The 15,656-nt window shown below is 40.4% G+C and carries 14 protein-coding genes; 3 read left to right on the forward strand and 11 right to left on the reverse strand.

Annotation, left to right across the window (positions count from 1 at the left end; genetic code table 11):
- The first annotated feature begins 48 nt into the window (after positions 1–48).
- Positions 49–1,032, forward strand: coding sequence for an L-histidine N(alpha)-methyltransferase (locus QOL44_RS10845; RefSeq protein WP_009061785.1), 984 nt, complete (start codon positions 49–51; stop codon positions 1,030–1,032).
- 17 nt (positions 1,033–1,049) lie between these two features.
- Here the strand turns inward: QOL44_RS10845 and QOL44_RS10850 are convergent, their stop codons facing one another.
- The 4 genes from QOL44_RS10850 to mnmG form a co-directional block, all read right to left on the reverse strand.
- Positions 1,050–2,438, reverse strand: a complete 1,389-nt coding sequence (locus QOL44_RS10850) for a ComEC/Rec2 family competence protein (RefSeq protein WP_009061786.1) — start codon at positions 2,436–2,438, stop codon at positions 1,050–1,052.
- A gap of 68 nt (positions 2,439–2,506) precedes the next feature.
- A complete protein-coding gene (locus tag QOL44_RS10855) occupies positions 2,507–3,160 on the reverse strand; it encodes a ComEC/Rec2 family competence protein (protein WP_009061787.1) in 654 nt (217 codons plus the stop codon).
- A 62-nt stretch (positions 3,161–3,222) separates the two neighbouring features.
- Positions 3,223–3,984, reverse strand: a complete 762-nt coding sequence (locus tag QOL44_RS10860; RefSeq protein ID WP_009061789.1) for a rhodanese-like domain-containing protein — start codon at positions 3,982–3,984, stop codon at positions 3,223–3,225.
- Between the two features lie 81 nt (positions 3,985–4,065).
- Positions 4,066–5,925: a tRNA uridine-5-carboxymethylaminomethyl(34) synthesis enzyme MnmG gene (gene mnmG, locus QOL44_RS10865; protein WP_045086458.1), complete on the reverse strand. Its 1,860-nt coding sequence runs from the start codon at positions 5,923–5,925 to the stop codon at positions 4,066–4,068.
- Positions 5,926–6,171: 246 nt separating this feature from the next.
- Between mnmG and dnaB the strand changes: the two genes are divergently transcribed.
- Positions 6,172–7,578, forward strand: coding sequence for a replicative DNA helicase (gene dnaB, locus QOL44_RS10870; protein ID WP_045086792.1), 1,407 nt, complete (start codon positions 6,172–6,174; stop codon positions 7,576–7,578).
- 85 nt (positions 7,579–7,663) lie between these two features.
- Here dnaB and QOL44_RS10875 read toward each other — a convergent pair whose 3' ends face one another.
- A complete protein-coding gene (locus QOL44_RS10875; protein WP_009061792.1) occupies positions 7,664–8,458 on the reverse strand; it encodes a thiazole synthase in 795 nt (264 codons plus the stop codon).
- Between the two features lie 59 nt (positions 8,459–8,517).
- Positions 8,518–9,366: an MqnA/MqnD/SBP family protein gene (locus QOL44_RS10880; protein ID WP_009061793.1), complete on the reverse strand. Its 849-nt coding sequence runs from the start codon at positions 9,364–9,366 to the stop codon at positions 8,518–8,520.
- A gap of 77 nt (positions 9,367–9,443) precedes the next feature.
- Here QOL44_RS10880 and QOL44_RS10885 point away from each other — a divergent pair, with 77 nt between their 5' ends.
- Positions 9,444–10,388 carry a histone deacetylase family protein gene (locus tag QOL44_RS10885; RefSeq protein WP_009061794.1) on the forward strand — a complete coding sequence of 315 codons (945 nt, stop codon included), beginning with the start codon at positions 9,444–9,446 and terminating at the stop codon, positions 10,386–10,388.
- Between the two features lie 99 nt (positions 10,389–10,487).
- Here the strand turns inward: QOL44_RS10885 and QOL44_RS10890 are convergent, their stop codons facing one another.
- The 5 genes from QOL44_RS10890 to nadC all read right to left on the reverse strand — a co-directional run bounded on the left by QOL44_RS10890 (position 10,488) and on the right by nadC (position 15,507).
- Positions 10,488–10,712, reverse strand: a complete 225-nt coding sequence (locus QOL44_RS10890; protein ID WP_009061795.1) for a hypothetical protein — start codon at positions 10,710–10,712, stop codon at positions 10,488–10,490.
- A gap of 1,382 nt (positions 10,713–12,094) precedes the next feature.
- A complete protein-coding gene (locus QOL44_RS10895) occupies positions 12,095–12,595 on the reverse strand; it encodes a cytochrome C (RefSeq protein ID WP_283401213.1) in 501 nt (166 codons plus the stop codon).
- Positions 12,596–12,853: 258 nt separating this feature from the next.
- Positions 12,854–13,759, reverse strand: a complete 906-nt coding sequence (thrB, locus tag QOL44_RS10900; RefSeq protein ID WP_009061802.1) for a homoserine kinase — start codon at positions 13,757–13,759, stop codon at positions 12,854–12,856.
- A gap of 13 nt (positions 13,760–13,772) precedes the next feature.
- Positions 13,773–14,483 carry a rhomboid family intramembrane serine protease gene (locus tag QOL44_RS10905; protein WP_009061810.1) on the reverse strand — a complete coding sequence of 237 codons (711 nt, stop codon included), beginning with the start codon at positions 14,481–14,483 and terminating at the stop codon, positions 13,773–13,775.
- Between the two features lie 139 nt (positions 14,484–14,622).
- A complete protein-coding gene (nadC, locus tag QOL44_RS10910) occupies positions 14,623–15,507 on the reverse strand; it encodes a carboxylating nicotinate-nucleotide diphosphorylase (RefSeq protein ID WP_009061812.1) in 885 nt (294 codons plus the stop codon).
- Positions 15,508–15,656 lie beyond the last annotated feature (149 nt).

A 15,656-nucleotide genomic window follows, 5' to 3' on the forward strand; every position in this document is an offset into this window, starting at 1 on the left:
TTCCTTTTACTCATTGTAAAGAAAAAACAGTTTATTCATTTTATTTCGATGAAGTCTATTCCATATTTTCCTATTCAAGTTTTTCTTTCCCATTCCTTATCAGCATGGGAAGAAAGAAAATATAACTGTCTTCTACATGGTGAAATAGACCCTATTTTTCATTATTCAACTGCATGGCAATCTTTTCTCTGGAAAAGGGTCTTCGAACGTTATTCCCCTTTTAAAGATGCGCAAGGCTATCAGTTTTATAAAGATACACTGAAGAACGTTATCCCCTATCTACCGACCTCCCTTCCCTATGAACTTATTAGTTTGGGATGTGGAACAGGAGAAAAAGATCATATTTTTCTCAATGAACTGCTTGCGATCGCTAGCGAGCTGAGCTGGATTTGCATCGATACAAGCTTACAACTTCTCCTTGAAGCCTGTATCCATTGTCCAATCAACAAAGAGAAAATAACCCCCATTTTATCCGACATTCTTTGGAAAGACACACTCGAAGCCTTGCAAACAGATCATATGGGACGAAGAATTTTTACCCTTTTTGGGATCCTACCCAATATCGATCCTTTTTTGCTTTTCAGAAGCCTTGAATCAATCCTTTCACCAAAGGATTATTTAGTTTTAAGCGCTCATTTGGCACCTGTCAAAACCGAATCTACAGAAGATTATCTTGAAGGCATTGAATCTGTTCTTGATCAATACGACAATGCCGAAACACGTTTATGGCTGACAGAAATCCTTCGGGATTGGGGAATAGAGGATAAAACGGAGTTGTTTAACATTTCCATAGGAATGGAAAACAATTTCTTTCGAATTGAAGCAACGGTGTATTGGAAGGAAAGCGGGTCTATCCCTGTGGGTAGCGGAAAGGAAGTGCCGATAATCAAAGGAAAGCCATTGCGCCTATTTTATAGCTATCGGTTTACAGTGGAAAGACTGGAGGAGTTTTTTTCAAAATGGCATTACAAGGTGCTTGATCGCTGGATATTCCACAATAAAGAAGAAGGGATTTGGCTTCTACAACACTGAATGCCAACTAATTAGGCTCATTTTTCTGCTATTATCTGCAGTTTTTCTTTGCCTACAAACACCCATATTCCTTTTCTATAATATGTTCTTGAAGAATTTACATAAAAAGGCACAACGCCTGCTGGAAACTGACGCCTTCCATAAGTGGTTCTAATAAAAGAGGAAAATGGCAGTCGATGGTTTTGGTGAGACCCTAGCGATTGCTCAATCAATAAGTCTATTTGTAAGTCCTTGATGGAAGAAAAGTTATAAGTAGAAAGAGATCGAAAAAAAATATTTTTATTTTTTATTCCTATTAAACATTGTATCTCCCCTCGACTTGTCCCTCGAAAGAACAACCGCAAGCCTTCGGGACCTTCTTGTCCCTTCCACCATTGATTACCAATCGACTTCTCTTTATAGAACCATTCTCCATTTCGAAATGTTAAAGAGGGGGAGTTGTACGGAAAAAATAAAGCTTTTTGTAGAATTGGCATGATTCGCTCTTCTTCCCATGGCTGTAAGGAGTTAACTATGAAATAATTTTTTTTATTATTTATAGCCAAAAAACAACCGGATTGTGCATGCGCTACATAAAGCCATGAGTCAAAAGGATGAGATAAGATTTTCATGTCTGGTATAGAAATTATTGCCCCTGGAATTTTGGTAGACGAATGAACAACTGCTAGTAACAGCAAGAGGAACATATGCGTAATTTTGTTTAAAATGGAAGCCAACAAACTTGAAACAAAACCACCCACTGCCGCTAGAGAACCTAGCAGTACGATAATTTCAGCAATAGGAACCGCTATGATGTTGTAGAAAATCCCTAACCAAGAGATGGAGTGAAAGAGGCAAAACTCCCATGGGCAGGCTCCTAGCCAAGCGGAGAGTGATGTTGATAAAAGAAGGCAAAAGGATTTTCCAATCCGATCAATGAATTGCTTGCCTATTGATGCCAGTTCTAAAGGCAAATAAGGATCCAGTTTAAAAAAACTATAAAAAAACTGAAAAAGTGGCTTTGAAATAAGCAATAATGCCAAAACAACTGAATAAGAGAGTTCTAAACTTGCATCCATTATAGAAAGAGGCTCAAAAAGCAAGAACAAAAGAAGGGTAAAAGCCCAGCAATTAAGCCCGCTCACCTTCCTTTTGAGAAACCAACCGATCGTACAATAAACTGCAGCAGAGAAAGCACGGAGTACGCTAGCACTGTTTCCGGATACCATACTGAAAACAAAAAGAACTGGAATAAAAACGAGCGAATATTTCCATCGATTGGTTCCAGTAGATTGCAGCAAAAGAATCCAAAACCCCAGCATTATTCCTACATTTTGCCCGCTGACGGCAAACAAATGATAGGTCCCTGCTCGTTGGAAAGCCAGAGCATCCTCTTGATCAAGACCGGAAACATCCCCATAAACCATTCCACAGAGCAACGAATGAGCTTTAGGATCTTCAATGCCAAGAGAAAGATTTTTTTTTATCTTTTTTCTTATCTTCTCGATCCAAGACCCAAAGCTCTTATCGGTATCATCATTGTAAAAAAAAACTTATCCTTACTTAACAATTCAAAACTTATTCCTTTTTCCACCAGATACTTATAAAAGTCGACTTCTCCAGCATTACTCTTTTTATGAGGCAATATTATTTTTCCACTTACCGTAATCAGCTGTCCCAGATGGACTCTGCCCTGCCAATCCTCCACTCTACATAAGGCTTTCCCCTTCATTGGGAGCCACTTTCCCCCCGATTCGATTGCCTTGAGATTCAAAAGAAAATAGGTAGCTCTCTCTTTTTGTTGAGGAAAACTGGACACATAGCCTAAGCAATGGAGATTTTGGAAGGCTGCCAACTTTTCGTGAAGCATGGCCATTTCTTTTTCTGCCAAATACCTATGGAATCTACAATTGAATAGTCCAAGAAGAAAAAGACTACAAAGACAAACCACTTCGCTAAAGAGTCGATTGCGACTAGCTTGACTCCATAAAGATAGGAAAAAAATAAGGCTACCCAAAAGAAGTCCTAAATTAAACATTCCTTGAGAACCTAGATAACACCCTGTAGCAAAGATAATGGCAGGGAAAAAAAGGGGAACCTTTTCCTGCTCTTTTCTATCCATTCCTTTATTTTGTGCTTCGAATCCCATTCCCTCGCTTTTTATTAATTCTGTAAGATGAAAGGAATGGATACGATGAAGAAAATTAGAAATTATTTTTTTGTTTTTTTATCTACTCTCCAAAACCAGAATTGTGGCTTCTGAAATCCTGTTATTTTTCTTAATTGACATCTTTCGTTAAATTGATCAATCATATGCTGGCTTGGCCATGAGGGACCAAGAATTTTTTTTAACTCCATTAAAAACTTCTGCTCATTTTCCGAGCTAATGCATACCTGTTCAAGAAGCGTGGCATCGATACAGAGTAGTTCGAGAATGGCCTTGTCCCAATCGTCCTGGAGATATTCTGTAGGAGGCAACTTCGAAGAATATAGCCCTTTTATTTTATCAAAGAGCCTGGGCAAATAACAAATACCCCCTAATTTTTCCAAGGGATCTCTCATTTCTATCCCCTCGGCAGCACGGATAGGATATTTCTTTTCTTTCCACCCTTCCCATCCTTTTTCCATCCAGTAAGTATTTATGTATCCCATTTCATTCAGAGTATAGGCAGCCAGAATAGATTGCGCTCCATCTTCACCATAACAGATGATTTTGCTTTCCGATTGTGGCACAATATTTTCCACTTCTTTTTCTAGCTTAGATCTCTCAATCCAAATAGCCCCTGGAATATGCCCCATGAACCAATCTTCCTTTTTCCGTACATCAATCACAAGGCCACTTTTATTTTGTAAATCTGAAAAAGTATCCTTTAGAGTAATGCTTTTTAGCCTTCTTTTAATTTTTTCTAAATAGGCATTAAACCGAGAATGGGGCAATGGATTGTTCTTGTTTGCCTTCATTTCATTATTCATTCTTATATCCTTAGCATTTTCCCAAAGCAAACTAAGAACCTAAAACCATAGCTCCACTGTATTTAAGGCTCAAAAATACAATCAACTCAAGACTGCTTTTTTCTTAGACCATACGATTAAAATGGAGACATCCGTTGGATTGACACCCGGAATTCTTGAAGCTTGCCCAAAAGTCAAGGGTCTTATCTTCATAAGTTTTTCCCTTGCCTCTTGTTTTAACCCTGGAATTTTTTCATAATCGATATTTGCAGGAATCAAGGTTTCTTCTAGTTTATGGCTCTTCAAAATCGATTCTTTTTCCCGGGCGATGTACCCCGCATATTTAATTTCACATTCAATATGCAAAGCCACTTCTTTGGGAACCTTTTGAAACTCTTCTGGAAGGTCCTTCCAGGAATATTCCGGCCGCTTCAGCAAGTCTTCACAACTCATCCCATTATATCGATATTTTCTTATTTTTTGAAAAGTCTCATCAATAAGCCTCTTTTTCTCCTCTAAACGAATAGCTCTGGCCTTAGACACCAACCCAATTTCATAACCTATTTCAGTAAGACGCAAATCTGCATTATCCTGGCGAAGCAATAGCCGATGCTCAGCTCTTGAAGTAAAAATCCTATAGGGTTCTCTGATGGGCTTGGTTGTTAAATCATCCACTAATACCCCTATGTAGGCTTGATCCCTTCCCAAGACTATTGGGGGACGATTTTGAATCTTTCTTGCTGCGTTAATCCCTGCAAGTAATCCTTGAGCGGCTGCTTCTTCATAGCCTGTTGTTCCGTTAATCTGACCAGCAAAAAACAGTCCCGAAATGTTCTTTGTTTCCAATGTAGGATAGATCTGAGTAGCGGGACAATAATCGTATTCAACGGCATATCCAGGTCTAATAATCTGGCATTTTTCTAAACCTGCAATGGTATGGATGAATTGGTCTTGCACCTCATATGGTAAGCTGGTCGAACAGCCATTCACATAATACTCTTCTGTATGTTTGCCCTCCGGTTCCAAAAAAATTTGATGCCGTTCTTTATCGGCAAAACGAACAATTTTATCTTCTATGGATGGGCAGTATCTTGGACCAATGCCTTGAATCTCTCCACAATACAATGGAGATTTATCTAGATTTTCCTTGATAATGTCATGGGTTTTTGCATTGGTATAGGTTATGGCACAAGATAATTGTTCCACGTGGAACATTCCATCCTTCCATTGATTGAGGGTAAAAAGACCTTCCGATGCCATATCAATATCTGGTAATGCAAAAGAAAAATGAGGGGGAGGAAAGTCTCCAGGCTGTAGGATACACTTAGAAAAATCGATGGTCTTCCCATTAATCCTCGGCGGAGTCCCAGTTTTTAATCGACCGACTTCAAATCCATATTTTTTTAGGATCTCTGATAGACCGCTAGAGGACTCACCCATTCTTCCCCCCATCTTCTTGCTTCTGCCGACATGTAATAAGCCCTTCAAAAAAGTGCCAGTGGTAATAATAACTGTCGAGCTATGGATGATCATTCCTAGTTCTGTGATTACCCCCATGACTCTATCTTCTTTGACAATAAGATCAGCAACCGAAGCTTGAAATAAATCTAACAATGGCGTTCTTTCACATACAGCTTTTAGCCGAAACTGATAGGCCTTTTTATCACATTGGGCTCGAGGGGCTTGCACACTATATCCTTTTCTCATATTGAGCATTCTAAACTGTATTCCCGTAAGATCTGTATTGATCGCCATTTCTCCACCAAGAGCATCAATTTCCCTGACTAGATGTCCTTTCCCAATGCCTCCAATCGATGGATTGCAAGACATCTGGCCAATAGTATCAAGATTCATTGTCAACAGCATAGTGCGACACCCCATGCGCGAAGAAGCCAACGCGGCTTCGACTCCAGCATGCCCTGCTCCAACAACAATAACATCGTATGTTTTTGCGTATTTCATCTTCTTTCCATGATCCCCAATTGACGAGCCATTCACCACAAGTAATCTACTTATTTGCCCCTTCAAAGAAAATAGGCTACTACCAGAAGACTCAGGATACTGTAATGATCTTTTGATAAGGTTCAAGAAAGAGTTTGTACTGCAGTATCTTCTTCATTATAAAAGACATATTCTTTTATCTCTAAGAAAATATGCTTGTCTTTTGTGCCCCTCCTTCACTATGAAATAATGGATATGACTAAAAACATGAAAAGAAAAGGGGTCGATACAATCAAAGAAGCGATTCCTGCTCTTTTTAGTGCTGAAGCTGAAAAAGCTTTACTAGGATTAATGTTGACTAATCCTGAATTGGTTTTCGATCAAATCAGGGAACGATTAACAGTCGAGGATTTCTACATTCCAGCTCATCGGATTCTGTTTGAAGCTATAAGTGAATTACACGCAAAAAAAATAGCTATTGATCTAACTACTGTTCACCAGTATCTAGTAGATCACCATCTGGATGAAAAAATTGGTGGAGCCGCTCTTCTTGCTGATTTAGTCGCTTCATTTGCCACCCATCTGAACCTCGAATCTTACATCAAAATACTTAAAGAAAAAAGTATTTTACGTCGTCTCCATTCCGCAGCCTTAACGATCGTACAAAACATTTATGAAAATTCACATTCTGTTTCCCAAGTCCTTGACCAAGCAGAAAAACAGATTTTTGAAATAACTGATCTTGCAGTGACTCGCTCCACTGTCAAGGCATCTGTTGAGATCCAAAAAGCGATAGAACTCATCGATTGCTTTCATAAAAGAAAAGGTAGATTGTTTGGCATCCCTACTGGATTTCATCATTTGGATCAAATTACGACAGGATGGCAAAATGGAGACATGATTGTTTTAGCAGCAAGGCCTGGAGTAGGGAAAACAGCCCTGGGGCTTACTTTTGCTTGTCGCGCCTTAAAGGAAAGATATGATCAAACCAAAGATCTCTGGATTAAACCTGGCTATTCAGTAGGATTTTTCAGCTTGGAAATGACTGCTGTACAGATCATGCTCAGACTGTTAGCCGCCATAGGCAGTGAAAGTCTTCAAAAAATCCGACGAGGCGAACTCGAGCCAGCTAGCCTCGAAAAATTAAGAATGCTTGCTGATGATGCCAAAGAGTGGCCATTCTACATTGATGATTCTAGTGATTTAACTATTCATCAGTTGCGAGCCAAAGCTAGAAGAATGAAAAATCAGTTTGGCGTAGATCTCATTATCATTGATTACCTGCAGCTTTTACATTCGGACTCCCAGCAGGCCAAAGAGAATCGACAGGTTGAGATTTCAGAAATATCTAGGGGCATTAAAGCCTTAGCCAAAGAACTTAATATTCCCATTATTGTTCTAGCTCAATTAAATAGAAGAATGGAAGAGGGAAGAAGCGAACCAGCTCTTCATCATTTAAGAGAATCTGGCGCTATTGAACAAGATGCTGATGTAGTCATTCTTCTCCATAGACTGGAATCCGATTCAGTAACGGATGTGACCAAAATTCCCTATCTTATTCATGTTGCTAAACAAAGAAATGGACCAACAGATAAAATCGAAGTTTTATTTAATGCTCCCTATACACGATTTGAAGATCCCTTGCGACACGAAATCGAGCAGTCCTATGCTTAAAAGAAAGAAAACAGTTTCCCCGCCTAGTTGTGGTTGAGAGGATATAGCTATAAAAGGTATAGGCACATATTTGTGTCTACTTAAGTCATTTCCAAAGAAAAGATTCTATGGGGCTTGTAGCCATCGCAAATTTCGAGGCTTGTCCAGATCCATACTCATAAGCAATTCTTCCGGCTACCACAGCATTTTTAAAAGCCAAAGCCATCTGAAGAGGATCCTCAGCAATAGCAATAGCCGTATTAATAAGCACTCCATCAGCGCCCATTTCCATGGCCAATGCCGCATGTGAAGGCTTTCCGATTCCAGCATCAATAATCACCGGCACATTTGCCTGTTCTATAATAATTTCAAGCTGTGATCTAGTTTCTAATCCTCTCATCGAACCTATCGGAGAGCCAAGAGGCATAACAGCAGCGGAGCCAACTTCTTCTAGTCTTTTTGCAAGTACTGGATCTGCATTAATATAAGGTAAGACAACAAAGCCATCTTTAACTAACTGTTCTGTAGCCTTCAGCGTCTCAATCGGATCGGGCAACAAATACCGAGGATCAGGATGGATTTCAAGTTTTATCCATTTGGGCAAACCCGCTTTTTCAGCGATTTTTGCTATTCGTATCGCTTCTTCAGCATCCATTGCTCCACTCGTATTTATGACTATCAGATATTTTTCTGAATCAATAAAAGACAGAATATCCTCTTCTTTTTTATGGGAACCAATTTCCACTCTTCTCAAAGCAACCGTCACAATTTGGCTTCCACTAGCTTCCAAAGCTTGAGCCATTTGTAAATGAGAACCAAACTTTCCGGTCCCGATAAGAAGACGTGATTGAAAATGTTTGCCAGCAATGACAAAATCACTCTTTGTAGCTATACAATCCATGGTTTAATATGCAACATAAGAGCTTTATTGCAAAAGCTGATATAAAACCTAAGGCTTTTTCATTCTACAAATTCAATTTTCATATTCTGATCCACAACCCCAAGAGATTTTCCTCTTTCAATAAACTCAGAAACAGCTGCCTTCCCCTCTTGACCATAATCCAACGTCCTCTCATTTACATACATCCCTACAAATTCATCGATCATTGAAGCCTGACTCCCCCTACTAAACTTTCTTGCATAGCTGATAGCCTCGTCACGATTTTCCAATGCCCACCGGATACTTTCTTTTACAATCGATTGTAGCTCCCTGCACCTCTCCATTCCCAAGGAGCGACGTACAGCATTACCCCCCAGTGGTAATGGTAATCCAGTGCTCTGTCTCCACCACTTGCCCAAATCCTCACATAAAACCAAGCCTTCCAATACGTAAGAAAGCTGCCCTTCATGGATAATCAAGCCCACATCAGCAGATCCACTCTTGACCATATCAAATATTTTATCAAACGGGCAGACTAAGAGATTTAACTCCGTTGGTCTCTTTCCAAAATATAGGGAGAGAGCCAAACAAGCACTAGTATTCAAACCTGGTACCGCTATCTTTTTGTCCACCATTTCCTTCTTATCAAAGTATTGTTTTGCTATGAGTCTTGGTCCATAGCCTTCGCCCATACTTGCCCCACAAGACATAAGCAGATAGTTTTTTGCCCCCTTACAATATGCATAAATGGACAAGGCTGTTAGATCGATCTTTTCAGAAAAAGCTAAATTATTCAGTGTTTCAATGTCGACTATGAGTTCCTTAAACACATAGTTATGGGTGGAGATTTTTTTCTTTGAAATGGCATAAAACATAAATGCATCGTCAGCATCCGGCGAATGACCTAAGGAAATTTCCATTAAATTCATATTAAATCCTTTTGAGAAATTGATGTTAACATTGTTCATGCTTGCTTCAACAGAGAAATATAGAATAATTCTTAGGTATGGATCTAAAAACAGCTATAATAACTAGCGAAAAATTTGCCCTGCATACACCACCCTCTGGACATCCAGACGCTCCTAATCGTATCAGTTCTGTTCTTCCTAAACTCAAAGATGCATTTGGCGATTCCTTGCTATGGATAGAACCTTCTCCGGCCTCTTTAGATTGGGTATTATCCGTTCATACCCCAGAGTATGTGGAAAAAGTAAAAAAAACACAGATCGTTCCAATGGTTTTATTAGATTGGGGAGACACTTATGCCCATGGTCCTTCCTTTGATGTTGCTCTATTAGCTGTTGGTGCAGCTTTAGAAGCAGTAGATAAAGTGATTACTAAGCAAATAAAAAATGCCTTTTGCTTAGTACGACCTCCCGGACACCATGCCCTTCCCAACTCAGCCATGGGCTTCTGCATATTTAATACCGTGGGAATTGCAGCTCGCTACGCAATTAAAAATTATGGGATAAAGAGAATTTTAATCTTAGACTGGGATGTGCATCATGGGAATGGCACGCAAGACATTTTCTATGAAGATCCCCAAGTTTATTTTATTAGCTTGCACCAATTTCCATATTATCCTGGAACTGGAAAAGCAAGCGATATTGGGAAAGGAGCAGGAGAAGGCTATACAATGAATATATGCATGCATAGGGGAGCTACGGATAAAGAATATGTAGAAGCTTTTCATACAAAAGTCCTCCCAGCTATTGATAAATACAAACCGGAAATCATTTTTATTTCTGCTGGTTTTGACGCACATAAAGACGATCCATTAGGAGAAATCTGTCTAACAGAACAGGGGTATGAAACAATGACCCAACTTCTTAAAAATGCTGCACAAAAGCATTGTGAAGGCAAAATAATTTCTGTTTTGGAAGGAGGATATAATACGGAAAGTCTCTATAACTCCATTAAGAGTCATTTAAAAGCTCTTTCAACCCCTTAATTGTCCTGTATACTTATACATATTTTATAGAAAACCGACGCGGGAATACCTATCCCCATTAGTGGATTGAGATGAGAGCGCCGCACTCAAGAATTAGAGCTATTTGCCTTGACGTTCCGCAATAAATCGGCGGGTGACTTCCGCTGATACGGTCCAAGCTGTTCCCACATAATAGGATTGCGTCCTTAGATGTTCCCGGCGATACCCAATGTTTTTGAGCTTCGGAAACCTTTTTCGAGAGCCACGCAGAACGTGTAACTCTTGAGGAGTCCCACGATTGTTGAAGTCGCTCAACGAGGCGGGCCGATACGAAGCGATGCCCATGGTCGACGTCCTTTTCCAAAGCTGGCAGCCGAAAGCCGTGCTGCCGCCAGCATTTGGCGATCAGAGCCTTGCAGGCTACCCCCACCTCGCCTGAGTGGATTCTGCGTTAGTATTTTAGTATCCATACGAAGGGATAGGCGAGCTGATAGTGCGGCCATTGCGTTTTTCCAGTTTGCAATGGATCAGTCATAGCGCGAAGATAACACCTATGGAACGGATCCGCCTCCTATCCCTAAAGCGTATCTCCAGAAGATAGGCTCCCATCATCCGAAAAGGCCAGATGGATGCGGCCAAGGTCTGGATGGTCTGTCATGACATGCATCTCGAGGCTTACCAGACGAATGCACCATGACCTGGAGATAGAGAATACCACAAAGCTACCACGTAGGCTGCAGCGGCCATCCGCTATCCATATAAGGGCAAGCGCTATTTCCCCTCTGATGCAGCCGGTCTAAGCAATGGGAATGGAGGAAAAGCGGAGCGTTCTCTCTATGGGACGAGGAGGGTCGTTTCTAATATTATCGCGTCCCGCTTGGCTTTTGCGCAAATCCGCTTGCCTGATCCTCTGGAATGATCTGTCCAACGAATGGCACCTAGCCCTGGTTGAATCGGCACTCGCTTCGGACTCGCAAGGGACCACGGAAAGGCATGCGCTGGGGAACCTTGGTCGGATCCACCAGACTGCCGCAGTCTCCAACAATGGGGGGGTAGCCTGGTCGTTTCCGGGCAAGGCTAGCGCACCATCAAGCGGTTGTCCAGCAAGCAACTTTGCGAAATCCAGAAAAAGCGGTCCCGATGCAGGAAGGGCAGCCGGCGATTGCGCAAGCTCGGACGAGCCAGAGCGAAGGGCATACTGCGTTATAAACGCAGGCATCTCGACCTGCGCCATCAAGGCATCCGTAAGGTCGTGGACTTCTGCCTGTATCATGGAATTCAGTCCATATTTGCAGACAATCCGGATAGCGTTCGTCGCGGCTCCTGCGGGTGCGATCATGACCAGCGGATCAGCCAGTGGGAATATGGCAAGGAGGTAGACTATTTGATACAGAAGAGGGAGCAAACCCACATCGGGTGCTTTACTGGGGATGAACGGGGAAGGCCCTGCTGCTGTTCAGAAGGTGGCCATCGCCATAAGCCCAAAGGACGGAATGGGCGAGGTCAGAAATGAGGCTTGCAGGGCCACCGGGATGAATAACCGGCAGCCGGGAGGCAGTAGTAGCCTGGACAGGGGCCAAAGTCGTCTAGCTGAAGGAAGGCTTCAAGCATCACCAGTTCAACGGCGGGTTTCCAACGGGGACTGCCCACAAGTTGGGTGTACTAGCTAGAAGCTTGCTCGATTTAGCGGGTAGAGAGTGTCACAGTCACGCTTATTCTATAAATTATTATTTTTCAATAGATTGAAGCTCCTCCTCCGTTTTATTTATCAAAGCGTCTCTTTTAGTATTTTGCTCACTTAAACTCTCCAAATAAAGGGTAATGGCCAGGGCATCTTTGTGACTCATTCGATAGGGAGGCATAGGAAGCCTGGAATAGCCGCCTCTAGGTAGTATGCCTGTTTCCAGGTACTGTACCATATCTGATTCTTTCCATCCCTCAGGCAAACCAACGAGGGATCTAGCATACGAAGCCCATTCTTTTTGGCCCGATTGATCCACCCATTGTAAAGGGGAACCTTGAAGCCATTTATCCATAATGAGCTGTCCATTGCTATCTCTTGGTGTATGACACTCTGCACAAAGTGCCACAGCTTCCACCAAATACTTTCCATGTTGAATCATTTCTCCGGTCTTTGTAGTGGAGGTTTGTTTTACAGGAGGGGGCTGAGACTGAGAAAGCTCTTCTTTAGATAGTGGAGCTAAATTGAGCTCTTCTTCTGCCCCCATCAATTGGCAAAGTATAAAGAGGCTTAGCAAACAAACCAAAACGATTTCCTTCACCGGTTTCAACCACTTGCTTGATTTTCCTATAAGTAGGCAAGTCGCGTTGCTATCTCAAGTACAAATCAAATGGAATTATAATATGTTGGTTTTTAATGTTTTTGGCAGTTAGTTTCTTGCAGCAGAGATCTACTATACTTTTTGTCTAGTTTTTTGAGTATTTATTACTCTTGTGTTTCATGCAAAAGATTTTTATTCATTTTTCTATAAGGGCTTAGCCAAATGAGCAATACGCAAACCAAAGTTATCAGGTTTTAAAACTAAGATTTCACCAGGAATACCCAATTTTAACAATTCTTCTTTCAAGGCTAGAACAACATTGGTTGGATTTTTATAAGCAAGGGACATCAACGTAGAACCAGATCCACTCAAATAAAATCCCAAAGCACCAGCTTTTAAAGAAGTATCTCTGAGTTTTTCCCAAAAAGGAATAGCTGGAAGCCGATATGGCTCATGAAAATAATCGACAAACAATCCTGAGAGAGCTTCATATTTCTTTTCAAAAAAGCAAATTGCCATTGAAGTGGCACGTTGCAGATTCAGAATAGCTTCCTTTAGTTTAATTTCTGTAGGAAGGATGCGTCTTGATAACTCCGTGGGTATTTCGATTTGAGGCACAAATGCAACGAAAAAAAGCTTACTTTCAATTCGACATCGTAAAATTTTTTTGGCTGGACCACATATGGTAAAACCTCCAAAGAGAGCAGGGGTAACATTATCTGGATGTCCTTCGAGTTCCGAAGCGATCTCAAGTAGTTCTTCCCTCTTTAAAGAATTGCCTGAGAGCGCATTCAAACCAGCCAAGATACCTAAACGGATGGATGCACTGCTCCCAAGTCCACGAGCTTGAGGAATTTGTGATTTTACAGACCATTTAAAGGGGATTGCAGCAGATTGAATTTTCTTTTCAAAAGCTTTAACTGTTTCATAAACCATTGGATGGTGTGGCTCAGGAGAAGGAAGAGAATCGTCGTTTGCTTCAATAAGAAATTCATTATATAGACTAAGAGCAGCTCCGAAGGTATCAAAACCAGGACCAAAATTTGTAGTTGTCGCAGGGACTTTGACTAACCACCTTTTTTTTTGATTAGTTGCACTCACTGATAGCATCCAGCAAAATGATTTAAGAAGAACTTTTCGTGTGAGCCAATGGCTTTATTGGCCAAAGCCTAACATAAAGATATCCAAATATAGCCCCAGCCAAATGGGCAGTATGGGAAGAGCCAGTAGGAATATCAAAGACAAGGCAAATAGCTTCAAAAATGACGAATATAAGCACAACGACTTGAATGGAAAGAAAAAAGGTAGGGTTAAAAATAAACCGATTGGATTGAATATCATAATGGAAGGTCAAGGATCTTACCCATATTTCTTGAAGACAAAAAGCGAAAGCGAGCAAAAAAGAAAAAACAACGCCACTGGCTCCTATCAAGCCTGGCTCATGAATGGGTCCTCCAAAAAAATACCATCCCATTCCTCCAGCAATAGCTCCACCAATAAAAAGAAGCGCCAGCCTGAAATGCCCAAGAACTTTCTCCAGTTGGTTTCCAAGAAAATAAATGGCTATGGCATTGGTTAGAAGATGGAGTGGTTCGAGTTCATCATGGAGAAACGCATAGGTCAAAAATTCCCAAATCTTTCCATGGGCAACGCCTTCTGTTGTCAAAGCAAAAGAAGATCTAAACCAAGTGGAGCCAAAAATGAATAAAAAAGTAATCTGAATAAAATAAACAATAAAAAGGAAGGTGACTAAAGCTTGAGTCAACCAAGGCAATGTCTTGAAAAAATCATTGGAAGAAAAGTCCTTCAATAAAACCATCTTGTCTTTTTTCATTGTATCTTTTGTTTCGGCAAAAAACGCATTTTGTAATTTGTGACATTCGAACAAAATCAATGGTTTTTCTAAGATGGCTGTTAAAAAGGCAAAAATCAACTGCTTTCAGATAGAATCTCTCGTGATTTCAGCTATTTGATCAAAGAATATCCATGGAGACATCTACAGCTTGAGCACTATGTGTAAGCAGCCCAAGGGAGACAAAATCAACTCCTAATCGAGCCACTGCTTGTAACTTTTCTAAATTGACTCTTCCAGATACTTCAACTAAAGCCTTATGATTTATAATTTTCATCCCTTCTGAAATCTGATTAAGCTCCATATTGTCAAGCATTATTATGTCTGGGGATAAAGTACAAATACAGGAAAGCTCTTCTAAAGTTTTAGTTTCGATTTCTATTCTGACTAATGGCTTGTGTTGCCGGATGATAGTGATCTTTTCTTGCAACCATTCAAGCCAGCTTTCTCCCATCTTTCTTCTTATAAGGCTTAAATGGTTATCCTTAATAAGAATGTGATCACTAAGAGAATATCTATGATTAGCTCCTCCTCCACACAAGACAGCGTATTTCTGTAAGAACCGAAGGCCAGGAAGAGTTTTTCTTGTATCAAGAATTTTTGTCTTTGATTCTCGAAGCACCTCAACAAAACGATAAGTCAATGTGGCGATGCCGCAAAGATGAGACAAAAAATTTAGAGCCACTCTTTCTCCCATCAAAAGTGTTTGAGCATTCCCACTAATTTCAATAATGGGAGTGTTTTTCTCTACTTTTTGACCATCCATAAAAAGAGAAACGCAACGAAGAGAAGGATCGATATAAGAAAATACCTGACAAGCCACTTCAAGACCACTTAACACTGCCTCTTCTCGGACAATGATATGCGCCTTTGCTTTTTCATTTCTAGGTATAAAGAGAGAGGAAGTTAAATCCCCATTTCCAATATCTTCTTCTAAAGAACGTTTAATAACTTCTCTTAGAAGAAAATCAGGAATAGAATAACTTGGAAAATTTTTGTTTTCCATTTTCTTATTAATTAATTATTAAAAGGACTAATTTATTCATTTATAGTGTGAAAGGCAAAATAGAAAAGCCGTTTAGCAGTCTAAGGAAAATATGGTAATTATTAATATTTTTTCTAATTTTATTAATTATAAGAAAATTACTATATCCT

This window comes from Candidatus Methylacidiphilum fumarolicum (assembly GCF_949774925.1).
Taxonomy (GTDB): domain Bacteria; phylum Verrucomicrobiota; class Verrucomicrobiia; order Methylacidiphilales; family Methylacidiphilaceae; genus Methylacidiphilum; species Methylacidiphilum fumarolicum.